At 72.2% G+C, this 22536-nt stretch carries 20 protein-coding genes; 12 read left to right on the top strand and 8 right to left on the bottom strand.

What is annotated here, in order from left to right; genetic code table 11:
- Positions 1–1093 (bottom strand): FliI/YscN family ATPase (locus VGL30_RS11540; RefSeq protein ID WP_331540057.1); only part of this gene is annotated, 1093 nt, incomplete at its 3' end.
- Positions 1094–1232: 139 nt separating this feature from the next.
- The gene (locus tag VGL30_RS11535; RefSeq protein WP_331540055.1) at positions 1233–2024 is read right to left on the bottom strand and encodes an SDR family NAD(P)-dependent oxidoreductase; all 792 of its coding nucleotides are present in this window, start codon (positions 2022–2024) and stop codon (positions 1233–1235) included.
- Positions 2025–2360: 336 nt separating this feature from the next.
- On the opposite strand from VGL30_RS11535, the gene ctrA reads away from it, so the two are divergent.
- The 4 genes from ctrA (at position 2361) to VGL30_RS11515 (ending at position 7431) form a co-directional block, all read left to right on the top strand.
- Complete coding sequence (gene ctrA, locus VGL30_RS11530; protein ID WP_331540053.1) at positions 2361–3056, top strand: response regulator transcription factor CtrA; 696 nt, start codon at positions 2361–2363, stop codon at positions 3054–3056.
- Positions 3057–3177: 121 nt separating this feature from the next.
- Complete coding sequence (locus VGL30_RS11525) at positions 3178–5595, top strand: M20/M25/M40 family metallo-hydrolase (RefSeq protein ID WP_331540051.1); 2418 nt, start codon at positions 3178–3180, stop codon at positions 5593–5595.
- On the top strand, positions 5592–5942 hold the full coding sequence (gene arsC / locus VGL30_RS11520) for an arsenate reductase (glutaredoxin) (RefSeq protein WP_331540049.1): 351 nt from the start codon (positions 5592–5594) through the stop codon (positions 5940–5942). The genes VGL30_RS11525 and arsC overlap by 4 nt, the downstream gene beginning before the upstream one ends.
- Positions 5943–6090: 148 nt before the next feature.
- Complete coding sequence (locus VGL30_RS11515) at positions 6091–7431, top strand: M23 family metallopeptidase (protein ID WP_331540047.1); 1341 nt, start codon at positions 6091–6093, stop codon at positions 7429–7431.
- Positions 7432–7438: 7 nt separating this feature from the next.
- Here the strand turns inward: VGL30_RS11515 and VGL30_RS11510 are convergent, their stop codons facing one another.
- Positions 7439–8521, bottom strand: coding sequence for a Zn-dependent alcohol dehydrogenase (locus tag VGL30_RS11510; RefSeq protein ID WP_331540045.1), 1083 nt, complete (start codon positions 8519–8521; stop codon positions 7439–7441).
- Positions 8522–8683: 162 nt separating this feature from the next.
- Between VGL30_RS11510 and chrA the strand changes: the two genes are divergently transcribed.
- Positions 8684–9877 (top strand): chromate efflux transporter, encoded by a 1194-nt coding sequence (gene chrA, locus VGL30_RS11505; protein WP_331540043.1) that lies wholly within the window; start codon positions 8684–8686, stop codon positions 9875–9877.
- Here chrA and VGL30_RS11500 read toward each other — a convergent pair.
- From VGL30_RS11500 to ubiG, 3 genes are all read right to left on the bottom strand, one after another.
- Positions 9874–10797 (bottom strand): alpha/beta hydrolase, encoded by a 924-nt coding sequence (locus VGL30_RS11500; RefSeq protein WP_331540041.1) that lies wholly within the window; start codon positions 10795–10797, stop codon positions 9874–9876. The genes chrA and VGL30_RS11500 overlap by 4 nt on opposite strands.
- Before the next feature lie 128 nt (positions 10798–10925).
- A complete protein-coding gene (locus VGL30_RS11495; protein ID WP_331540039.1) occupies positions 10926–11735 on the bottom strand; it encodes an FkbM family methyltransferase in 810 nt (269 codons plus the stop codon).
- 10 nt (positions 11736–11745) lie between these two features.
- Entirely contained in the window at positions 11746–12489 is a 744-nt protein-coding gene (gene ubiG, locus VGL30_RS11490; protein ID WP_331540037.1) for a bifunctional 2-polyprenyl-6-hydroxyphenol methylase/3-demethylubiquinol 3-O-methyltransferase UbiG, read from the bottom strand.
- A gap of 165 nt (positions 12490–12654) precedes the next feature.
- Between ubiG and VGL30_RS11485 the strand changes: the two genes are divergently transcribed.
- Complete coding sequence (locus VGL30_RS11485; RefSeq protein ID WP_331540035.1) at positions 12655–13905, top strand: aspartate kinase; 1251 nt, start codon at positions 12655–12657, stop codon at positions 13903–13905.
- Here the strand turns inward: VGL30_RS11485 and VGL30_RS18830 are convergent.
- Positions 13884–14327, bottom strand: a complete 444-nt coding sequence (locus VGL30_RS18830) for an endonuclease domain-containing protein (RefSeq protein ID WP_414694982.1) — start codon at positions 14325–14327, stop codon at positions 13884–13886. The two genes, VGL30_RS11485 and VGL30_RS18830, sit on opposite strands and share 22 nt — an antisense overlap.
- A 689-nt stretch (positions 14328–15016) precedes the next feature.
- Here VGL30_RS18830 and ptsP point away from each other — a divergent pair.
- From ptsP to VGL30_RS11465, 4 genes are all read left to right on the top strand, one after another.
- A complete protein-coding gene (gene ptsP / locus VGL30_RS11480) occupies positions 15017–17281 on the top strand; it encodes a phosphoenolpyruvate--protein phosphotransferase (RefSeq protein ID WP_331540033.1) in 2265 nt (754 codons plus the stop codon).
- Between the two features lie 149 nt (positions 17282–17430).
- Entirely contained in the window at positions 17431–18441 is a 1011-nt protein-coding gene (locus tag VGL30_RS11475) for a helix-turn-helix domain-containing protein (RefSeq protein ID WP_331540031.1), read from the top strand.
- A gap of 91 nt (positions 18442–18532) precedes the next feature.
- A complete protein-coding gene (ispG, locus tag VGL30_RS11470; protein WP_331540029.1) occupies positions 18533–19672 on the top strand; it encodes a flavodoxin-dependent (E)-4-hydroxy-3-methylbut-2-enyl-diphosphate synthase in 1140 nt (379 codons plus the stop codon).
- 95 nt (positions 19673–19767) lie between these two features.
- On the top strand, positions 19768–20061 hold the full coding sequence (locus VGL30_RS11465; RefSeq protein WP_331540027.1) for a hypothetical protein: 294 nt from the start codon (positions 19768–19770) through the stop codon (positions 20059–20061).
- On the opposite strand, the gene VGL30_RS11460 is transcribed toward VGL30_RS11465, so the two are convergent.
- A complete protein-coding gene (locus VGL30_RS11460) occupies positions 20058–20639 on the bottom strand; it encodes a pyridoxamine 5'-phosphate oxidase family protein (RefSeq protein ID WP_331540025.1) in 582 nt (193 codons plus the stop codon). The genes VGL30_RS11465 and VGL30_RS11460 overlap by 4 nt on opposite strands.
- Before the next feature lie 109 nt (positions 20640–20748).
- On the opposite strand from VGL30_RS11460, the gene prfA reads away from it, so the two are divergent.
- A complete protein-coding gene (prfA, locus tag VGL30_RS11455) occupies positions 20749–21822 on the top strand; it encodes a peptide chain release factor 1 (protein ID WP_331540023.1) in 1074 nt (357 codons plus the stop codon).
- Positions 21819–22536: peptide chain release factor N(5)-glutamine methyltransferase (prmC, locus tag VGL30_RS11450; RefSeq protein WP_331540021.1), on the top strand; the 718-nt coding region annotated here is incomplete at its 3' end. The genes prfA and prmC, both read left to right, overlap by 4 nt.

The raw sequence follows: 22536 nt of genomic DNA, 5'->3' as shown, positions 1-22536 counted from the left end.
CCGGCATGGTCCGGCTGATGGACTTCAGGATGTTGATGGCCGGGAAGCGGCCGCGCTCGGCGATGGCGCGCTCCATGACGATGTGGCCGTCGAGGATCCCGCGCACGGCGTCGGCGATCGGCTCGTTGTGGTCGTCGCCATCCACCAGCACGGTGAAGATGGCGGTGATCGGCCCCGCCGTGGTGCCGTCCGGTCGCACGGGGCCGGGGCCGGCGCGCTCCAGGAGTTTCGGCAGTTCGGTGAAGACCGTGGGGGTGTAGCCCTTGGTGGTGGGGGGCTCGCCGGCGGCCAGGCCGATCTCGCGCTGCGCCATGGCGAAGCGGGTGACGCTGTCCATCATGCACAGGACTTCCATGTCCTGGTCGCGGAAGAATTCGGCCACCGACATGGTCATGTAGGCGGCCTGGCGGCGCTTGAGGGCGGGTTCGTCGGAGGTGGCCACCACCACGACGGCGCGCTTCAGCCCCTCTTCGCCCAGGGTCTCCTCGATGAACTCGCGGACCTCCCGGCCCCGTTCGCCGATCAGGCCCACGACGACCGCGTCGCAGTCGGCGTTCTTGGCCAGCATGGAGAGCAGCACCGACTTGCCGACGCCGGAGCCCGCGAACACCCCCAGCCGCTGGCCACGGCAACAGGTGGTGAAGGCGTTCATCGCCCGCACGCCGAGGTCCAGCCGACCGCCCACACGCCCGCGGGCGTGGGCCGGCGGCGGCGGGCTGCGCAGGGGATAGGCCGCCAGCCCCTGCGGCAGCGGCCCCTTGCCGTCGATGGGCTGGCCGAAGGCGTCGACCACGCGGCCCAGCCACGCCCGCGTGGGGCGCACGGCCGAGCCGGCCGGCTCGATGCGGATCTCGGCGCCGGGCGCCACGCCCTCCACCGGGCCGAAGGGCATCAAGAGGGCGCGGGTCTCGCGGAAGCCCACCACCTCGGCGGCCAGCGGCGCCTCGCCAAGCCGCGTCACCTCGACGCGGGCCCCGACCGCCAGCCGGGTCAGGCCGCCGCGCACCTCGATCAGCAGGCCGTTCACCGCCGCCACCCGGCCGGACACGGTCAGGGGATCGAGACGCTCGACGGCGGCGACGAGATTGCGCAAGGACGGCCTCGGGGAAAGCGAGGCCGCAGAGTCCGCCGAACGCCCTTAACCGCCCATGAAGATCAGCGCCCGCCCGCCATATCCTTCTCCCCTTGCGGGAGAAGGCAGGCGCCCGCGACGACATCCAGGCCGCAGCCCGTCAGCGCAGGGCGCGGATCAGCCTGAGCGCCTGCCGGGGATGCCGCGCCGCCAGCCGCGCCGTGCTCACCGGCCGGCGCGCCGCAGCGCGCATCAGCGCCGGGCGCACCGCACGGGCGATCGCCGGCCTGGCCCGCGCGCCGATCGCGCCGCGCGCCAGGAACGCCGCGGCCGCCGCCAGCGCCAGGGCGCCCACCCCCACCACCAGGCTGGCCTCCGCCGCCGTCAGCTTCCGTCCGCGGGAGCCCACGCCCAGGTCCCGCACCGGATGTTGCGCCGCGTAGAGCACCGCGCGCGCCACCGCCGGGGGCGATGCCGACCGCCGCACCAGGGTCACCGAAACCGGCGTCCTGGAGTGTCGCAGCGTCCGGCGCAGGCTGTCGGTGAAGCCCTTGGTCTCCGAGGGGGCGACGCCGACGTTCACGACCGCCCCGGCGCTCCGGCGGCCCTCGAAATATTGCGCCGCGGCCTCGGAGCCGTTCACCGCCGCCAGGTGCCCCCCCTCGCCGCCGCTGTTGATCCAGGTGTCGATGTCGCCGAACCGCGCCGCCGCCGCCCGGGCGACCTTCGCCGCCTCGGCCAGGTCCGTCAGGTCGCCGGCCACCGGGTGCACCCGGCCTCCGCCGGCGCCCAGCTCCGCGGCCAGACGCCGCAAGCCCGCCTCGTCGCGGGCGGTCAGCACCACCGCAGCGCCCGCCTTCACCGCCTGCCGCGCCGTCTCCAGTCCGACCCCGGAGAGGGCCCCGGTGACCACCAGCACCTGTCGGGACAACGGCTTCAGCTTGGCGGGCATGGACGACTCCTCAAGAGCGTATCGGGGCTGGTTCGCCTAACGGCCAAGCCGCGGGCGGCGTTCCTTTTCCTCTAGCCGATCCTCTAGCCGATCGGACGTTCGGCGTGCGCGCCGTTTTGCGCCGCGACCTGCGATCACGAAAGATTCATCGGGGGTGCGACTCGGCGCCCCGCCTGCGCGCCTTGTGGCGGAATCCGCATCGGGTTAACGATTCGCTCAGAGGGCTTTCACTATTAACCAGTCTTAAATTAACTCGCCGGCAACATTGCGGTGAGGGTTGGGCCGGATTCCGAGATATCGGCGGAATTTGACCGGCATGTGTCCATGGAGGTGCTGATGCGCGTACTGTTGATCGAGGATGACAGCGCCACAGCGCAGAGCATCGAACTGATGCTCAAGTCCGAAGGTTTCAACGTCTATACTACGGACCTGGGCGAGGAAGGGGTGGATCTGGGCAAGATCTACGACTACGACCTCATTCTCCTGGACCTGAATCTGCCCGACATGAGCGGTATCGACGTGCTGCGCACCTTGCGAGTCGGCAAGGTCAACACGCCGATCATGATTCTTTCCGGCACGGCTGAGATCGACACCAAGGTCAAGACCTTCTCAGGCGGCGCCGACGACTACATGACCAAGCCGTTCCACAAGGATGAACTGGTCGCCCGGATTCACGCCGTGGTCCGCCGCTCCAAGGGCCACGCCCAGTCGGTGATCCGCACCGGCGACATCACCGTCAACCTCGACGCCAAGACCGTGGAAGTGAACGGCATGCGCGTCCACCTGACGGGCAAGGAATACCAGATGCTGGAGCTGCTCTCCCTGCGGAAGGGCACCACCCTGACCAAGGAAATGTTCCTGAACCACCTCTACGGCGGCATGGACGAGCCGGAACTGAAGATCATCGACGTCTTCATCTGCAAGCTTCGCAAGAAGCTGGCCGCCGCCGCCGACGGCAAGCACCACATCGAGACCGTTTGGGGCCGCGGCTACGTGCTGCGCGACCCCCACGAAGCCCAGGCGGCCGCATAACAATACAGTCCTTCCTAGCGTCCTGAACGCCCGCCGGCCCAACCGGCGGGCGTTTTCGTTGATGAAAGCCATTGCCGCGCGCACGCCTGCGGTCTCTGCTGGCAGGGCTTTAGGGAGCGCCATGGGACGGACGTTCGCGCTGGCCGCCTGCCTGATCGCCGCGGCCCTGATCGCCTGGCGGGGCGAGCGCCCGCCTGATCCTGCATCCCGCGACGCGCCCGCCGCCGCCTTCTCCGCCGGCCGCGCCCTGGCCGACGTCGAGGTCGTCGCCCGCGCGCCCCACCCGGTCGGCTCCCCCGCCAACGCCGCGGTGCGCGGCCACCTGCTGCGCCGCATGACGGCGCTCGGCCTCGCCCCCCGGGTGCAGCGCGCCGATGTCGCCGTGCAGGCCGCCGGGGACGCCCGGTCCGGGATCGTCGGCGGACGGGTCGAGAACCTGGTGGGCGTCCTGCCCGGCCGCGACCGGGCCCTGCCGGCGGTCGCCCTGATGGCCCATTACGACAGCGTCCCCAGCTCGCCCGGCGCCGCCGACGACGCGGCCGGCGTCGCCGCCGTGCTGGAGGCGGTGCGTGCGCTGAAGGCCCAGGGGCTGCTGCGCCGCGACGTGGTGGTCGCGCTCACCGACGGCGAGGAGGCGAACCTGCTGGGCGCCCGCGCCTTCTTCGCGGAGAACCCGCTCGCCGGGCGTCTCGGCTTCGTCGTCAACCTGGAGGCCCGCGGCGGCGGCGGACGGGCGCGGATGTTCGAGACCGGACCGGACAACGGCGGGACCGTCGACCTCTTCCGCCGCGCCGTGTCTTCCCCCAGTTCCAGCTCGCTGGCGGTCCATCTCTACCGGCTCATGCCCAACGAGACCGACTTCACCGTGGCCCGCGCCGCCGGCCTGCGGGGGCTGAACTTCGCCTTCATCGGCCGCCAGTTCGACTACCACTCCGCCAGTTCGACGCCTGCGAGCCTCGACCAGGGCTCGCTGCAGGACATCGGCGGCCAGGCCCTGGCCGCCGTCGCCGCCGCCGCCCAGGCGCCCGCCCTGCCCGGCCCCGCGCCGGACCAGGTCTACAACCAGCTCCCCGGCGGCTACGTGCTGGCCTATCCGGCCCCCGTGGGCTGGGCGGTTCTGGCGGCCGCCGCGGCCCTGCTGGCGCTTGGATGCGTCCGGGCCCGCAAGGCCGGCGCGCTGTCCTGGCGCGACGGGCTGCGCGGCGCCGGGGCCGGCCTGTTCCTGCTGCTGGCCGGGGCGGCCCTGCTGCGCGCCGCCCGCCGCGCGGCGGGGGCCGGCTTCGGCTTTCTGGAGCAGCGCCGGCTGCTCGCCCAGGCCGACCGCTTCGAGACCGCCCTCGTGCTGCTCGGCCTGGGCCTCTTGCTCTACGCCGCCGCCGAGCTCGCCAGGGGCCGCCGCGGCATCGCCCTGGTTCCCCTGGCGGCGGGGCTGGGCGGCGCCTTCGTCGCGGGCTTCGACCCCGCCTGTCTGGTCCTGGGCGCCGCGGCCCTGGCCGTCGCCGCCCTCGCCCTCCGCCGACCCACCGGGGCTCCCGGCGCCTGGGCCGGCCTGATCGCCACGGGCCTCACCGCCGGCGTCGCGCTGCAGGTCGCGGCGCCGGCCGCCGCCCTGGTCGCCGCCTGGCCGACCCTGCTGGCCGCAGCGCTCGCCGCAGTCTCGGGCCTCTGGACGGCGCGCAGCCGGCTCAACCGCATCGTCGTCCTGGTCGCCGCGGCGCTCGGCCTGGGCTGGCTGGGCGGCCTGGTGCATGGACTCTACCTGGGCCTCGACGCGCCGGAGCTGCTCGCCATCCCCGTCTGGCTGGCCGCCATCGTCGTCTGGCCGCTGGCCCAGCCGGACCGCGACGTGGCCGGCACGCCCTTCGTCGCGGTCGGCGTGCTGTTCGCGGGCCTGGCGGTCCTGGCCGCCGTGCGCGTCCTCGACCCCTGGAGCCCGCGCCATCCGCAAGCCTCCCAGGTCGCCTACCTGCAGGACCGCACGAGCGGCCGGGCCCTGCGCCTCAGCCTGACGCCGGACCGCCCCGCCTGGTCCGACGCCGTCCTGCGCGCCGACGGCGGCGCGGTCGCCGCGCGCCCCGCCCCGCCCCTGTTCCGTCGCCCCGTCGACGCCGCGCCCGCCCGGCCGATCGCCGCCGCCGCGCCCGCCCTGACCCTGCGGCCCTCGCCCGACGGCAGGGTCGTGCTGCACGCCGTCCCCCCGCCCGGCGCGGACGTCCTGGTCCTGGAGCTGGTCGCCGACACGCCGGCAAGCGAGGTCACGCTGAACGGCCGCCCGGTCCGCCTGCTCGCACGCCCGGGCCAGACCGGCCGCATCCGCTGGCGGGCGGCGCAGGACGGCCTCGTGCTGGCCTTCCGTCCCGCAGGCCCGGGGGCGATCGCCGTCCGCTACGCCGCCCAGACGCCCGCCTGGCCGCCCGACGCCCGGCGCCTGCCGCCCAGGCCCGCCGACGTCATGGCCTTCGACACGTCGGATTCCACGATCGTCACCGGCGCCGAACGGCTGACTTGGGCCGCGCCATCGCGTAAACCGGTCCCATGAGCGACGTCGTCATCTACCACAACCCCGCCTGCGGCACGTCCCGCAACACCCTGGCCCTGCTGCGCGGGAAGGGCGTCGAACCCAAGGTCGTGGAGTACCTCAAGACCGGCTGGACCCGCGAACAGCTCGAGCGGCTCATCCAGCGCATGGGCGTCTCGGCCCGCGACATCCTGCGCGTCCAGGGCGCCGAGGCCGACGCCCTGGGCCTGACCGATCCCTCGGCCTCCGACGCGGCCCTGATCGCGGCGATGGTCCTCGACCCCAAGCTGGTCAACCGCCCCATCGTCGAGACCCCCAAGGGCGCCGCCCTCTGCCGCCCCGCCGACCTGGTGCTGGGCTTGCTGTAGAGCCCGTCCCCATCGAGGGGCGAAGAGCTTTCCCGGCCTGCGGCAAATCGCCGGGCGGCCCGCCGGCAACTTCTCGTTAACCATGTTGGCGGACCATGTTCGGCGAGCCATTAAAGTCTTGATTCACCTAAAATCTTCGGGGAACCCCATGCAGGAGTTCGATCCGCGCCGCCAGGCCGTCCGCTATGCGCCGCGCATCCTGATGGCCGCCGGCGCGCTGACCGCCCTGGCCTTCGCCGCCAAGTCGTTCCTGGGCCACCCGGTCCAGCCCGCGCGGCCGGCCCCGTCCGCCGCCGCCATCGCCGCCCTGCAGCACGACGTCTTCACCCGCGCCGAGGCCCAGCCCGGCTTCGTCCGGCCCGAGAGGATCCCGGTCGCCATCCTCCCCGGCGAGACCCTGGAGGCGGCCGTCGGCCGCGCCGGCGTCGGCCGCGACGAGGCCCGCCAGGCCGTCGAGATGCTGGCCGAGGCCATGGACACCGTGCATATCAAGGCCGGCATGGCCTTCGACGCCGCCGTCGCCCACCCGCGCGGCCGCCGCGGCCCGGCCCGGCTGATCGGCCTGTCGCTGCGCATCGGCCCCACCACCGCCATCACCCTGTCGCGCACCTTCGACGGAGCGTTGCGCCTGCGCGAGCTGGACGAGAAGGTCCACGACGACACCGTCGCCGCCCAGGGGGACATCGAAGGCTCGCTGTACCAGAGCGCCGAGAAGCTGGGGGCCACGCCGGCCATCACCGCCCAGGTGGTGAAGCTGTTCGCCCACAAGCTGGACTTCGAGCGCGACATCCAGGCCGGCGACGACTTCAAGCTGGTGTTCGACCGGCAGGTCACCGACAGCGGCCGCACCGTGCAGGTCGGCGGCCTCGAATACGCCGAACTGCACGGCGTGCGCTTCTACCGCTTTGCGCGCGCCGGCGGCGACGTCGACTACTTCGACGAGGCCGGCAAGACCATCAAGGGCTTCCTGCTGCGCACCCCGGTGGACGGCGCGCGGATCACCTCTCTGTTCGGGATGCGCCGCCATCCGGTGCTGGGCTACACCCGCGCCCACCAGGGCGTCGACTTCGGGGCCGGGACCGGCACGCCGATCCTGGCGGCCGGCGACGGGGTGGTGCTGGAGGCCCGCCGCTGGGGCGGCTACGGCAACTGGCTGCGCATCCGCCACGCCGGCGGCTGGGACACCGGCTACGGCCACATCTCCCGCTACGCCCCGGGCGTCCATCCGGGCCTGCGCGTCCGCCAGGGCCAGGTGGTGGCCTATGTGGGCGCCACCGGCCTCGCCACCGGTCCCCACCTGCATTACGAGGTCTGGCTCAACGGCGCCCGCGTCAACCCCATCGGCGCGCAGGTTCCCCAGGGCACGGTCCTGGCCGGCGGCGAACTGGCCGCCTTCCGCAGCCAGAAGGCCCGCATCGACGGCCTGCTGGCCCGCCAGGCCGGCGAAACCCGCCTGGCCCAGGCCGACGTCCCCGCCGGACTGCGCTGAGCCCGCCTCAGTCGAACACGATCACCGAGCGGGCGATCTGCCCGGTCTTCATCTCGGCGAAGGCGTCGTTCACCTCGGCGAGCTTGATCCGGCGCGAGACCATGTCGTCGAGCTTGAGCTTGCCGGCCATGTACATGTCCACCAGCCGCGGCATGTCCACCGGGAAGCGGTTGGAGCCCATCATCGAGCCCTGGATCCGCCGGCCGCCCAGGAAGGCCGTGCCCGGCAGGCTCATGCTCTGGCCGACCGGGACCATGCCCACCACATTGGCCGTCCCGCCGCGCTTCAGCATGCCGAACGCCTGCTCGCAGGTCTTGGTCAGGCCAACGCACTCGAAGCTGTGCTCCACCCCGCCCTTGGTCATCTCCAGCACCGTCTTCACGGGGTCGGCCTCCGCCGCGCAGATGAAGTCCGTCGCCCCGAAGGCCTTGGCCAGGTTCGACTTGGAGGGCGACATGTCGATGGCGATGATCCGCCCGGCGCCGGCGATCGCCGCGCCGTTCACCGCCGACAGGCCCACGCCACCCAGGCCGATCACCGCCACGGTCTCGCCCGGCCGCACCCTGGAGGTGAGGATCACCGCCCCCACCCCGGTCATCACCCCGCAGCCGATCAGGGCGGCGCGGTCGAAGGGCATGTCCTTGCGGATCGCCACGCAGGCGTGCTCGTGCACCAGCATCTGCTCGGCGAAGGACGACAGGTTCAGGAACTGCGGCATGGCCGCGCCGTTCTGGGTGATCCGGGCCGGCTCGTCGGCCTTGCGCCGGGTCTCCGGCGAGACGCAGAGGCTCATCCGGTCGGTCAGGCAGAACTCGCAGTGGCCGCAGAAGGCCGACAGGCAGGTGATCACGTGGTCGCCCGGCTTCACCCTGGCGACCTCCGCCCCCACCGCCTCGACGACCCCGGCGCTCTCATGGCCCAGCACCGCCGGCAGCGGGTGCGGCCAAAGGCCCTCGATGAAGTGCAGGTCCGAGTGGCAGACGCCGGCGGCCCTGGTGCGGATCAGCACCTCGTGCGCGCCGGGCTTGTCGATCTGCACGTCCTCGATCTGAAGCGGCTTGCCCACTTCGCGCAGTACGGCGGCCTTCATCTGTCGCGCTCCCTGGCGTGCGCCCGGCCTGGGCGGACGGGGTCGCGGCCAGCCTTAGCGTCGCGGCGAAAGGCCGGCCAAGGCTTTTTCAGGCTGCGCCCGGAATTCCGTCGACGCCGGCCTCGGCCTCCCGCAAGGAGAGGCCGCCCCGGCGCAAAGGCCATGTCCGAACCCCCATCCCGTCCGAGACGCACGCTCGAGGTGTTCCTGGCCTTCCTCGGACAGGGGCTGACGGCGTTCGGGGGCCCGGTCGCCCACCTGGGCTATTTCCGCCGCGCCTTCGTGGAGCGCCGCGGCTGGCTGGATGACGCGGCCTTCGCCGACCTCGCCGCCCTTTGCCAGTTCCTCCCGGGCCCCGCCTCCAGCCAGCTCGGCATGGCCATCGGCCTGCGCCGCGCCGGCCTGGCCGGGGCGCTCGCCGCCTGGCTGGGCTTCACCCTGCCCGCGGGCCTGGCGATGATCGCCTTCGCCCAGGCCGCGCCGTCGCTGGGCGCGCACTGGGGCGGCGGCTGGATCCACGGCCTGAAGATCGCCGCCGCCGCCGTGGTCGCCCAGGCGCTGGTCGCCATGGCCCGCACCCTCGCCGCCCGGCCCGTCACCGCCGGCATGGCGATCGGCGGCGCGGCCGGCCTGATCCTCGCCCCGGGCCCCGCGCCGCAGGTCTGCGCCCTGCTGGCCGGCGCCGCCTTCGGCCTCGCCTTCCTGAGGACGGTCCAGCCGTCCGCCGCGCCCGACGCCGTCCCGCCCCGCGGCCGCCGCGGCGCGGTCCTGGCGCTGGCCCTGTTCGCCGGCCTGCTCATAGGCTTGCCGCTGCTGGCGCGGCACGACCCGGCCCTGGCGCTGGCCGGCGTGTTCTACCGCACGGGCGCGCTGGTGTTCGGCGGCGGCCACGTGGTGCTGCCGCTGCTGGAGAGCCAGGTGGTGGGGCCGGGCTGGCTCGACCGGGATACGTTCCTGGCCGGCTACGGCGCGGTGCAGGCGCTGCCCGGCCCGCTGTTCAGCTTCGCCGGCTTCGTCGGCGCCAGCCAGACCTTCGCGCCCCGCGGCTGGGCGGGCGGCGGCGTGGCGCTGGTTTCGATTTTCCTGCCCAGCCTGCTGCTGGTGCTGGGCGTCCTGCCGTTCTGGGACCGGTTGAAGGCCCGCCCCGGCGCCCGCGGCGCCCTGGCCGGGGTCAACGCCGTGGTGGTGGGCCTGCTGGCCGCCGCGCTCTGGGACCCGGTGCTGACGGGCGCGGTGCGCTCGCCCGCCGACGCGGCCCTCGCCGTCTCGGCCTTCCTGTTGCTGACCGTGGTGCGCCTGCCGCCCTGGGCGGTGGTGGCGGGCTTCGCCGTCGCGGTGGGCGCGTTCGCCCGCTAAGCCGGGGCCACGCCCTGCGGCGGACGCGGCTTCGGCCATTGCAGCAGCGGCGGCTTCGGCCACTGGAACCACGGCTTCGCCGCCGCCGGCACGCAGGCCTCCAGGGTCGCCAGCACCGCCTCCACCGGCCCGTCGTTGATGAAGTGGTCGCCGCCGGCCACCCGCTCGACCCGCACCGGCAGCTTGCCGCGGGTCTCGGCCACCAGCCGCTCGGCGATCTCGATGGGGGCGAAGTCGTCCTTGTCGCCATGCACCACATGCACCGGGATCTTCAGCCGCCCCAGCGCCAGGCGCACGGCGGCCAGCTGCGGCGCCTGGTTGCGCGCCTCCAGCACCGCGTTGCGCAGGTCGCGCGGGATCACCTTCAGCGCGCGGGCGCCCACGTCCAGCAGCCAGCGCGCCGTGGGCCCCGGCTCGCCGAAGAAGCCCGAGAGCAGCACCAGGCTCGCCACCGTCTTGGGCCGGGCCGCGGCCATCATCACCGCGATCGCCGCCCCGTAGGACTGCCCCACCAGCAGGATCTTCTGCCGCGGCGCGGCGGCGAGCAGCGGCGCCAGCGCCTCGGCCTGCACCCGGATGTCCGGCACATGGTCGAAGGGCTCGGAGTTGGCGAACCCCGGGCGGTCCACCACCACCATCTCCCGGTCCTGCGGCAGGCCCGCCAGCACCGGCGCCCAGTATTCCGACCACGACGGCGCCCCGGTGATCACCACGATCTTCCAGGCCGCCGGCCGGTCGCGCGGCGTCGTCAGGCAGGAGATCCGCCATCCGTGGCCGCCGCCGTCCAGGAAGGAGTCCCGCTTCACCACGCTGTCGGGATAGGACTCCGACGTCGGGAAGTGTTCCCGCCGCCCCAGCGCCGCGCTCTCCAGGCAGGCCCAGCCCACCGCCAGCAATCCCTTCGGCCGTTTACGCGCCACGTCCGCAACCTCCGCCCAGACCTCGTCGCCTCGCGTCGTTAACGCCGGAAGCGCGGCGGGAGTTCGTCTGGAAACAGCTTCGCCACGGAACTCACGTGGGGGCGTGTCGCGCGGGCCACAAGGCCCGCTCAGGCCGCCATGCGGGCCTTGAACACCCCGTCCGGCAGCCGCGGCGCCCGCGAGGGGTGGATGAAGAAATAATCCTTCCACGGCAGGTTCGGCGCCACCTCGGTCCGCTCCTCCAGCCGGTCGCCGTTCAGCGCGAACATCCGGTACCCGCGGGAGCGGAACAGCGCCACCACCTCCTCCGCCGAGCCGCCGAACCGGCCCTCCAGCATGGCGGGGTGGATCTCCACCAGCACGTGCGGCCGGTCGCGGTCCAGCACCTCCTGCGCGCCGGCCAGCGCCTTCAGTTCGGCGCCCTCGATGTCCATCCGGATGAAGTCCACCCGGGTGACGCCGGCGCGGGCGCAATAGTCGTCGATGGTCACCACCGGCGTGGCCTGCACCTCGGCGCCCTGGTCCTCCAGGTCCGGCCGCACCGGCGCGTGCGCGTCCGGCTGGGTGTCCGACAGGAAGGCGTAGGCCCGGCCCATCCGGCCGGACATCTTCTTGGGCGTCACCAGGAACATCTCGCCCGCCTGGTCGGAGCACGCCGCGTGCACCGGGATCACCCGGTCGGAGATGCCGTGCCAGCTCATGCAGGTTTTCAGCACCTGGTAGGCGAACGCCGACGGCTCGAAGGCGTGGATCTGCGCCTTGGGCGCCACCTGGGTCATCACATAGGAGTGGCGCCCGTCGCTGGCCCCGATGTGCAGGCACACGGGCGCGCCGGACAGCAGGTCCGCCAGGTAGGTCGTCTCGGGCTCATGCTTGCGCCAGCGCAGGTTGCGCCGCCAGGCCCGGAACGCATGGCCAAGGATCCGCAGGGACGTCATGGGCGCATCCTTACGCCGCGTCGCGGGCGACCGTCATCATGTAGTTCACATCCGCGTCCTCCGCCTGCGACCAGCGGCCGCTCAGGGGATTGAACGCCAGGCCGAAGGGACCTTCGACGCGCACCGGCTCGTCCGCCAGGAACCCGCGCAGCTCGTCGGGCTTCAGGAACTTCTTCCAGTCGTGGGTGCCGGCCGGCAGCCAGCGCAGCACGTATTCCGCCCCCACCTTGGCCAGGGCCAGCGCCTTCAGCGTGCGGTTCAGCGTCGCCACGATCATCAGCCCGCCGGGCGCCAGCAGCCGCGCGCAGTCGCGCAGGTACGGGCCCGGATCGGCCACGTGCTCGATCACCTCCATGTTCAGGATGACGTCGAACGGCCCCGCCCCTTCGGCCAGCAGCGTCTCGGCGGTGGTCGCCCGGTAGGCGATGGCGAGCCCCTGCTCGGCCGCATGCGCCTGAGCGGTGCCGATGTTGCGCTCCGAGGCGTCGACCCCGGTCACCTGGAACCCCAGCCGCGACATGGGCTCCGAGAGCAGCCCCCCGCCGCAGCCGATGTCCAGGAGCCGCAGCCCCTCGAACGGCCGCCGCGCCTTGCCGTCGCGCCCGAACCGCGCCAGCGCCTGCGCCCGGATGAAGCCCAGCCGCACCGGGTTGAACCGATGCAGCGGCGCGAATTTCCCCTTCGGATCCCACCACTCGGCGGCGATCGCGGAGAACCGCGCCACCTCCTGCGGATCGATGCTGGATATCGTCATGCGCGCCTTCTACGCTCGACCTTGCGTCTTGGGGAGGCTGGGACCGCGACGAGTCGCTCGTCTTTCGCTCCACGAACCCACGAACCCCCGGAAAAGGCGCCCCCATTGCCCCCTCGCCGCAGCGCCGTTAGAAGAGCGCCTCGCAAAACGGGGGTCCCTGGCGCTGTGTCTCGGCTGGTGATGAAATTCGGGGGCACGTCGGTGGCCGACCTGGAGCGCATCCGGCGCGTCGGGCGCCTGGTGGCCGCGGAGGTCGAGGCCGGCCACCGCGTCGCCGTGGTGGTTTCGGCCATGTCCGGCAAGACCAACGAACTGGTGGCCTGGACCGACGGGGCCGGGGCCGCCGCGGCGGGCCTTGCGCCCTCCGACGACGAATACGACACCGTGGTCGCCTCCGGCGAGCAGGTCACCGCTGGCCTCCTGGCCATGACCCTGCGCAACATGGGCCTGCCGGCCAGGTCCTGGCTGGGCTGGCAGATCCCGATCATCGCCGACGACGCCCACGGCCGCGCCCGCATCGACGACATCCCGCCCGAGAAGCTGGCCGCCGCGCTCGACGCCGGCGAGGTGGCGGTGATCGCCGGCTTCCAGGGCGTCACCCGCGACGGGCGCATCGCCACCCTGGGCCGCGGCGGCTCCGACACCAGCGCCGTGGCCGTGGCCGCCGCCCTGAAGGCGGTGCGCTGCGACATCTACACCGACGTGGACGGCGTCTACACCACCGACCCGCGCATCGAGTCCAAGGCCCGGCGCCTCTCCAAGGTCTCCTACGAGGAGATGCTGGAGATGGCCTCCCTGGGCGCCAAGGTGCTGCAGACCCGCTCCGTCGAGCTGGCCATGGCCCAGGGCGTGGCGGTGCGCGTGCTGTCCAGCTTCGTGGAGCCCGGCGAGGCGCCGGGCCAGGGGACCATCGTCTGTGACGAGGAAGAGATCATGGAAAAGCGGATCGTGAGCGGCGTGGCCTATTCCCGCGACGAAGCCAAGATCAGCCTGTTCGGCCTGCCGGACCACCCGGGGGTCTCCTCGGAGATCTTCGGCCGCCTGGCCGACGCCAACGTCAATGTGGACATGATCGTCCAGAGCCACGCGCGCACCGCCGACACCGCCAACATGGAGTTCACCGTCGGCAAGCGCGACGCGGCCCGCGCGCTGGAGATCGTCAAGGCCGCCCAGGCCGCCATCGGCTTCGAGCACGTCACCGTCGACGAGGAAGTCTCCAAGGTCTCGGTGATCGGCGTCGGCATGCGCAGCCACACCGGCGTCGCCAAGACCATGTTCGGCGCGCTGGCGGAAAAGGGCGTCAACATCCAGGTGATCTCCACCAGCGAGATCAAGATCAGCGTGCTGATCGAGGCCGCCTACACCGAGCTCGCCGTCCGCGCCCTGCACGCCGCCTACGGCCTGGACCAGCTGTAGGCTCGCGGACGCCGCAACGCCCCAGATCCTCCCCCAGGGCGCAGCCCGGTCAGGGGGAGGTGGCGCGCGGCGCAGCCGCGTGACGGAGGGGGTTGAAGCCCCCGGCGCCGGTCCGGCGCTAAGGACCGGACGCGTCGTCGAGATGCCCTAGGATGGTGCGGGTCGCATCGTCCACGTCCTCCAGGATAAGCGAGGCGCTCAGCCGCAGTGTCGATCCCCCGGTCGCGCAGCCAGGCGTCGCGGCGCTCGTCGCGACCGGGCCGGTCTCCAAGGCTATGGCTCCCCCCATCGACCGCGAGCCGTCGGGCCTCGCAGAAGAAATACAACACATAGGGGCCCACCGGATGCTGCTTGCGGAAGTGCAGACCCGAAAGCTTGCGGCCCTTCAGCGCCTTCCGGAGCAGCACCTCCGGCAGGCTCATACCCCGGCGAAGGTCCTTGGCCCGGTCCTTAGTCGTGCGCGGCGCATCCATGGCGCAAGCCCAGCAAATCCTGCGCTGGCTCAAAGTGGCGGGCGCCATGGGCGTCAACCCCCTCCGTCTCGCAGCTACGCCGCGAGCCACCTCCCCCTTGCCGCGCTTCGCGCTGGGGGAGGATCTGAGAGCGGCTGGCGACACGCTGGAGAGACGTAAGAGGCCAACGTCCGCCTCCACGCGCGCCGCCAGAGCGCGGACCGACCCGTCGCGGACAAAGAGCCCAACGACCTCCTGTCGGGCCTCGGGCCACTTAGTCGGAGGCTGAAAGCACGCGCTTGAACCAGGACAGAAATAGGCCGAAATCGCGGTGACCTTGCGGAGACTGCCGCTCAGGGACGTCCACGAACCTAATTGCCCGATCTCCGACCCTGAAGACGAGAGGGCGCGCTCCTGGAAGGCCCGACAGGCGGCCGAGCCTTTCTGCCTCTATGTCGGTGCGCGATGTCGGCGCGCGAGCCTGGGCCGCACATGACGTAGGCAAGGCCCCCTGCGCACGCGTTGCCGCGGACCCCGGCTGCAGATTCCGGTTGCGGCGCCCGGTCCCGGATCAAACCGCCGGGGATATCGAATTCTCGTCTCTGTTCCGCCGCGCAAAGCTGCTAGCAAACAGGGAGGTCAGAGGGAGGGGAGCGGCCGTGGCCACCCCGAGTATCGCCATTCGAGGTCAGCGCAGCCTGCTGCGGCAGATCCGCGAGGCGCTGGCCGGCGGCGGTCCGGCCCAGACGCGCCTCGACATGGTGGTGCGCATCATCGCCCGCTCCATGGTCGCCGAGGTGTGCTCCCTCTACATGCGCCGGGCGGCCGGCGAGATGGAGCTGTTCGCCACCGAGGGCCTCGACCCCTCCGCCGTGCACGTCACCCGCATGCAGCCCGGCGAGGGCCTGGTGGGCGAGACCATGCGCATCGCCCGGCCGCTGAACCTGGCCGACGCGCCGAACCACCCGGCCTTCTCCTACCGGCCGGAGACCGGCGAAGACCCCTACCACGCCTTCCTGGCCGTCCCCCTGCTGCGCGGCGGCCGCGCCATCGGGGTGCTGGTGGTCCAGAACCGCACCGAGCGGGTCTACACCGACGACGAGGTCGAGGACCTGCAGATCATCGCCATGGTGCTGGCCGAGATGGTGGCCGGCGGCGAGCTGATCACCGAGGCCGAGATGAAGGGCGTCGAGCTGGCGCCCCACAAGCCCGAACGGCTCAAGGGCGCCAAGTTCGCGGACGGCATCGCCTTCGGGGTGGCCATCCTGCACGAACGGCCGATGGCCCCCTCGCAGCTGCTGGCCGACGACGTGGCGGCCGAGGAGGAGCGGCTGAAGACCGCCGTCTCCGCCCTGCAGGCCCAGATCGACGGCCTGCTGGAAGGCCAGACCGGCCTGGTGGAGGCCTCCTACGAGGTGCTCGACACCTACCGGATGTTCGCCCACGACCGCGGCTGGAACCGCAGCCTGGAGGATGCGGTCCGCAACGGCCTGACCGCCGAGGCGGCGGTGGAGCGCGTGCGCTCCGAGCACCGCGCCCGCCTGGGCGCCGCCCGCGACCCCTACCTGCGCGAACGGCTGCACGACCTGGAGGACCTCAACGACCGCCTGCTGCGCCACCTGGCCGGCGACGGCCACGTGGCCCGCGACCTGCCGGACGACGCCATCCTCATCGCCCGCAACCTGGGCCCGGCGGACATCCTGGAGTACGACCGCACCCGGCTGAAGGGCCTGCTGCTGGAAGAGGGCTCGGCGGCCAGCCACGCGGCGATCGTCGCCCGCGCCCTGGACATCCCCTGCGTCGGCCGCCTGATGGGCCTGCGCGACCGCGTGTCCGAGGGCGACCCCGTCATCGTCGACGCCGAGTCCGGCGAGGCCTACCTGCGCCCGCGCCCGGACGTGGTGAACTCCATCCAGGCCCGCATCGAGGTCCGCGCCCAGCGGCGGGCCGAGTTCGCCCGCCTGCGCGACACCCCGGCCTTCACCCGCGACGGGGCGAAGATCACGCTGCTGATGAACGCCGGCCTCGACGTGGACCTCGACACCCTGCGCGAGACGGGCGCCGAGGGCATCGGCCTGTTCCGCACCGAGTTCCAGTTCATGGTCGCCGAGGAGCTGCCGCGCTTCAACGCCCAGACCGCCCTCTACAGCCGGGTGCTGGACGCCGCCGACGGCATGCCGGTCACCTTCCGCACCCTGGACCTGGGCGGCGACAAGGTGCTGCCCTACCTGGAGGCGGAGCGCGAGGACAACCCGGCCCTCGGCTGGCGGGCCATCCGCATGGGTCTCGACCGCCCCGCCCTGCTGCGCCTGCAGCTCCGCGCCCTGATCGCCGCCGCCCGGGGCCGGCCCTTGCGGATCATGTTCCCCCTGGTGGCGACGGTGGACGAGTTCCGCGCCGGCCGCGCCCTGGTCGACACCGAGCTGGCCTGGGCCGAGCGCCGCGGCCGGCCTGCGCCGTCGCGCCTCGACGTGGGCGCGATGATCGAGGCGCCCTCGGTGGTGTGGCACCTCGACGCACTGCTGCCGATGACCGACTTCGTCTCGGTCGGCACCAACGACCTGATGCAGTACCTGTTCGCCGCCGACCGCGGCAACGCACGGGTCGCCGACCGCTACGACCCGCTCTCGCCGCCGGCGCTCCGCGCGCTCGCGGCCATCCAGGAGGCCTGCGCCGAGACCGGCACACCCGTCTCGGTGTGCGGCGAGATGGCCGGCCGTCCGCTGGAGGCGTTCGCCCTGGTGGCCCTTGGCTTCGACCGGCTTTCCATGCCGCCGACGGGGGTCGGGGCCGTCAAGCAGATGGTGCTCTCATGTGACCGGGAAGCGGCCAGGCGCGGCGTTTCGAGTCTGCTCAAAGCGACCGGGGGCTCCGTTCGAAACGAAATCGAAACCTTGGCGCGCAAACTCTACCTTTCGATATAGCCGCAACGCTTGAGCGTGACCGAATAGCGCATTGAATCCCGTATGCTAGCGTGTTATCCACAGTCTTGCGTTCACGACCCCGTGAGCCTCGGGTCCAGGCGTCGCCGCGCGGGGTTTTCGCCGCGCCTAATCCAGGGTGGTGAGCAGCCATGCCGCTCGATACTGGCGGACTGACGGAACTTGATTTTCGTCCTGAGGGAGGAGAGGCGCCAGCGCCGCTCGAAACCTTGATCCCGACTCTCGCCTCTGGCGCGAATATTGGCGCCGCCCTGCGCGCAGTGCGCGAATTCAAGCATCTGTCCTTGGAAGACGTCGCCCAGGGCACCCGCATCCGCCGCGCCTATCTGGCGGCGATCGAGGACATGCGGCTGGACGCCCTGCCCTCGCGTCCCTTCACCATCGGCTACATCCGGGCCTACGCCGTCGAGCTCGGCCTGGACGGCGAGGCCGCCGTCGCGCGCTTCCGCGCCGAGGAGCCCGCCCCCGACCAGTCCCTGCACGAGCCGTCGGGCGTGCAGGAGGGCCGCGACCCGCGCCTGATGCTGGTGGGCGTCGCCGGCGCCCTGATCATCGCCGCCATCTTCATCTGGAACGTCGCCCAGCGGGTGTTCACCGAGCAGGCGCCCAGGTCGCCGCCGGTGGCCGCCGCAGCTCCGGTCGCCCCGGTGGCGCATCCGGCCGCCGCCCCGTCCGTGGCCGTCGCGCTCGGCGCGCCGCTGCCGGCGCCGGTGGAATCCACCACGCCGCCGCCCTACGAGACGCCCGGCCTGGTCGAGGCCACCGAGGCCGCCGCGGCCAAGGCCGCCGCCGAGACCGGCGCGCCCGCCCCGTCGCCCGCGCCCGCGAAGAAGCCCGAGCCCGCGGCGCCCGACCTGCCCGCCACCTTCACCGCCCACGGCCAAGTCTACGGCGCCCCGGCGGCCGAGGCCTCCACGGTCACCCTGCAGGCCCGCAAGCCCGCCTCGATCATCGTCCACGGCGCCGACGGCACGGTCTATTTCGCCCGCCAGCTCGCCGCCGGCGAATCCTACCGCGCCCCGTCGCTGCCCGGCCTCACCGTCGACGTGTCGGAAGCCGACTCCTTCCAGGTGTTCGCCGCCGGCCAGAGCAAGGGCGTCCTGCCCACCGGCCAGACCCCCGTCGGCAAGTACGCGCAATGACCTCTGCATCCCTCCCCATCATGGGGAGGGAAGGCGTTCCGCCCCGAGCCATCTTGGGTTTGTCGTCCGAACCCACTAGGTTCTCCCGGTCATGACCGGCCAGGACCCCGCCCATCACCGCCCCTGGCGCGCCATCCAGCGGCGCGTCTCGCGCAAGATCCGCGTCGGCGACGTCGAGGTGGGCGGCGACGCCCCGATCACCGTCCAGTCGATGACCAACACGCTGACCAGCGATGCGGCGGCCACCATCGCCCAGGTCCGCGCCCTGGAGGAGGCCGGCGCCGACATCGTCCGCGTCTCCTGCCCGGACGAGGAATCCACCGCGGCCTTCCCGGCCATCGTCAAGGCGGCCGGCGTGCCGCTGGTGGCCGACATCCACTTCCACTACAGGCGCGCCATCGAGGCCGCCAAGGCCGGCGCCGCCTGCCTGCGCATCAACCCCGGCAACATCGGCTCGCCCGACCGGGTGCGCGAGGTGATCCAGGCCGCCCGCGACCACGGCTGCTCCATGCGCATCGGCGTCAACGCCGGATCCCTGGAGCGCGAGCTGCTCGAGCGCTACGGCGAGCCCTGCCCCCAGGCCATGGTCGAGAGCGCGCTGAACCACGCCCGCATCCTGCAGGACCACGACTTCCACGAGTTCAAGATCAGCGTGAAGGCCTCCGACCCCTTCATGACCGTCGCCGCCTACCAGATGCTGGCCGAGGCCATCGACTGCCCGCTGCACCTGGGCGTCACCGAGGCCGGCGCGATCCGCACCGGCACCGTGAAGTCCTCCATCGGCATCGGCTCCCTGCTCTGGGCCGGGATCGGCGACACCATCCGCGTCAGCCTGGCCGCCGACCCGGTGGAGGAGGTCAAGGTCGGCTTCGACATCCTCAAGTCGCTGGGCCTGCGCCACCGGGGCGTCAACATCATCGCCTGTCCCTCCTGCGCCCGGCAGGGCTTCAACGTCATCGCCACGGTGGAGGCGCTGGAGCAGCGCCTGGCGCACGTCTCCACCCCCATGAGCCTGTCGATCATCGGCTGCGTGGTGAACGGCCCGGGCGAGGCGCTGATGACCGACGTGGGCTTCACCGGCGGCGGCAAGGGCGCGGGGATGGTCTACCTGGCCGGCAAGCCCGACCACAAGATGGACAACGGCCGCATGGTCGACCACATCGTCGAGCTGGTGGAGGCCAAGGCCGCCGAGCTCGACCGCGAAGCCGCGGCCGCCAAGGCCGCCGCGTAAGCTTCGGCTTCCCTTAAGCGGCGCCCGGGCCAGCCCCTTGCGCCCGCCTGCGGGCCTTGGTTAGGTGGCCGCCCACCCTGGAGGGGAACAGCGACATGTCGGCCGACGGCAACTGGAAGATCACCATCTCGACGCCCATGGGCCCGCAGGAGGTGGCGGCGAAAATCACCACCAGCGGCGACAGCTTCACCGGCGAGACCAGCGGCCGCATGGGCGACCAGACCATCTCCGGCAAGGTCGACGGCGATACCCTGTCCTGGTCCATGCAGATCACCCAACCCATGCCGATGACCCTGGAGTTCGAGGCCAAGGTGGCCGGCGACACCATGAGCGGCAACGTCAAGCTGGGCGCCTTCGGCAACGCCCCCTTGAGCGGCGTCAGGGCCTAAGGTCTGGCCCGCGGCGGCACGACGTCGCGGAACATCTCGAAGCTCTTCCACTTGGGCTCCACCGGCGGAGCGCCGGCGGCGGGGACGTATTCCGAGAGCTCCAGCGTCTCGGTGCGCGGGATGTAGCGCGGGCAGTTGGGGAAGATGTCGGTCGGCGTCACCTTCACCAACAGCTGCGCGCCCGGCGTCTCCGCCATCCGCGGGTCGTCGAAGGCGAGGCTCGCCCGCCCGTTGACCCGCAGACGCTTCGGCGCCTCCCCCATGGCGATGAACAGCAGGCCCACGCAGGGGTTGACCGCCAGGTTCCCCAGGCTCCGGAACATGCCGTTGCCGTCGTAGTCCGGCCAGACCAGCAGGTCGGGCGCCAGCACCCGCACGAACCCCGGCGCGCCGCCCTTGAACGAACAGTCCGGCCGCCCCTCCGCATCCGCCGTGGCCAGGAAGAAGAACCCCTGTCCGGCGATGAAGGCCGCGTCGTCCTCGGTGAAGGCCTCGCGCCGCAGCTTCTCCTCCAGCCGGTCGGCAAGCGCCCGGCTGCCGAACCGGTCCTGCAGATCGCGGGCGCCCTGATGATACATGGCTCACCTCCTTGGCCGGAACCTGAGGGTGGCGCGCGTGCGCGGCGTTTGGCAAGCGGACGGCGGGGGGCTAGAGGATGGCCCGCCCGTCCCGCGAGAGACCCCGTAAGTGCGACTACCCCAGGCCCGGCTCGACCAGGTGCGCAACCGCTTCCACGAGATCGAGGCCCGCATGGGCGCGGCCTCCGACGGCGCCGAGATCGTCCGCCTCTCCAAGGAGCACGCCGAACTCAGGCCCGTGGTCGAGGCCGTCCAGGCCCTGGAGCGCGTCCGCGCCGAGGCCCCCGAGCTGGAGGAGATGGCCCGGGCCGGCGATCCCGACATGGCCGGGCTCGCCCGCGAGGAGCTGGAGGCGCTGAAGGCCCGCCTGCCCGACCTGGAGCGCCACGTGGCCCTGCTGCTGGCCCCCAAGGACCGTGACGAGAACGCCTCGGCGATCCTTGAGGTGCGCGCCGGCGCCGGCGGCGACGAGGCGGCGCTGTTCGCCGGCGACCTGTTCCGCATGTACCAGCGCTATGCGGCCGACCGCGGCTGGCGGGTGGAGGTGGACAGCCTCTCCGAGGGCGACGCCGGCGGCTACAAGGAGGTCATCGCCTCGGTCACCGGCGACGGCGTCTTCGGCCGGCTGAAGTTCGAAAGCGGCGTCCACCGCGTCCAGCGCGTGCCGCAGACCGAGGCCGGCGGGCGCATCCACACCTCCGCCGCCACCGTCGCCGTCCTGCCGGAGCCCGAGGACGTCGAGATCGAGGTCAACGACGCCGACATCCGCGTCGACACCTACCGCTCCTCGGGCGCCGGCGGCCAGCACGTCAACAAGACAGATTCCGCCGTGCGCATCACCCACATCCCCACCGGCATCGTGGTCACCTCCTCGGAAAAATCGCAGCACCAGAACCGCGCCCGGGCGCTGAAGGAGCTGAAGGTCCGCCTCTACGACCAGAAGCGCACCGCTCTCGACAGCGAGCGCGCCGAAAGCCGCAAGAGCCAGGTGGGCTCCGGCGACCGTTCCGAGCGGATTCGCACCTACAACTACCCGCAGGGCCGCGTCACCGACCACCGCATCAACCTGACGCTCTACAAGATCGACCGCATCCTGGACGGCGAGCTCGACGAGCTGGTCTCCGCGCTGTCGGCCGAGCAGCAGGCCGAGCAGCTCGCGCAGCTCGCCGAAGAAGCCGCTTGACGGTTGGGGACGCGCTGAAGGCGAGCGGAATCGATTCGCGCGAAGCGCGGATTCTTCTGGCCGAGGCTTCGGGTTTTTCGCAAGCAGCGATCGTCGCTTCCCAGGAACGCGCACTCGCTTCGGAAGTCGAAGACCGGTTCCGACAATTCATCGAGAAGCGAAAAGCGGGTGAACCGGTGGCGTATATCGTCGGCCACAAGGAGTTCTACGGTCTTGATCTCGCGGTGAACCCGGCGGTGCTGATCCCGCGGCCGGAAACGGAGCTGCTGGTCGACCTGGCGTTGAAGCGGCCCTTCCGTTCGGCGCTTGATCTGGGCACGGGCAGCGGCGCCGTGGCGCTCGCGCTGAAGAAGCACCGTCCGAACGCCCAGGTCGTGGGCGTCGAGGCCAGCGCAGCGGCGCTGGTTGTCGCGCAGCGCAACGCCACGCGCCTCGACCTCGAGGTCGATTTTCGCCACGGCCTGTGGTTCGAGCCGCTCGCCGGCCGGCGATTCGACCTCATCGTCGCCAACCCCCCTTACGTGGCCGAGGGCGACCCGCACTTGCCCGACCTTCGCTTCGAGCCGCGAACGGCGCTCGTCTCGGGTGCGGATGGCCTTCGGGCGATCAGGCAGATCGCCGGCGCCGCCGCCGGGCACCTTGAGACCGGCGGCTGGCTGCTGCTCGAGCACGGCCTGGGGCAGGATGCCGCGGTAAGAGAAATCCTGCGCGCCG

The sequence above is a fragment of the Phenylobacterium sp. genome (assembly GCF_036502675.1).
In the GTDB taxonomy this organism is placed as follows: domain Bacteria; phylum Pseudomonadota; class Alphaproteobacteria; order Caulobacterales; family Caulobacteraceae; genus Phenylobacterium.
This window is presented reverse-complemented; position numbering and strand designations above follow the sequence as displayed.